The 313-nt window shown below is 61.3% G+C and carries 1 protein-coding gene; it reads left to right on the forward strand.

Translation table 11 applies throughout. The features are described 5' to 3' along the window. A partial coding sequence (locus tag LIY45_RS30655) for an RHS repeat domain-containing protein (RefSeq protein WP_346269027.1) occupies positions 1–313 on the forward strand: 313 nt, incomplete at both ends.

A 313-nucleotide genomic window follows, 5' to 3' on the forward strand; every position in this document is an offset into this window, starting at 1 on the left:
TTCGCACGACCTGCAGGAACGCTTCGTCCACGACCCGGCGGGCAACCTGCTGATGCAAGACCGCGTCGGCCCTAGCATCGTCAAAGGCAACCGGCTCTTGATGCAAGGCGACCGTCATTACGACTACGACGCCTTCGGCAATCTCCTGCGCGAACGTCGAGGCCGGGCGCAGCAGTTGGTTACCGAATACCGCTACGACTGCCAGCACCGACTGATCAGCGTCACCCAGCCTGACGGTACCGAGGCCGCATATCGCTACGACCCCTTTGGACGACGGATCGCCAAAACCTTAAAAGGCCAGACCACCGAGTTC

This window comes from Pseudomonas sp. MWU16-30323, assembly GCF_020515595.1.
GTDB classification, from domain to species: Bacteria; Pseudomonadota; Gammaproteobacteria; order Pseudomonadales; family Pseudomonadaceae; genus Aquipseudomonas; species Aquipseudomonas yamanorum.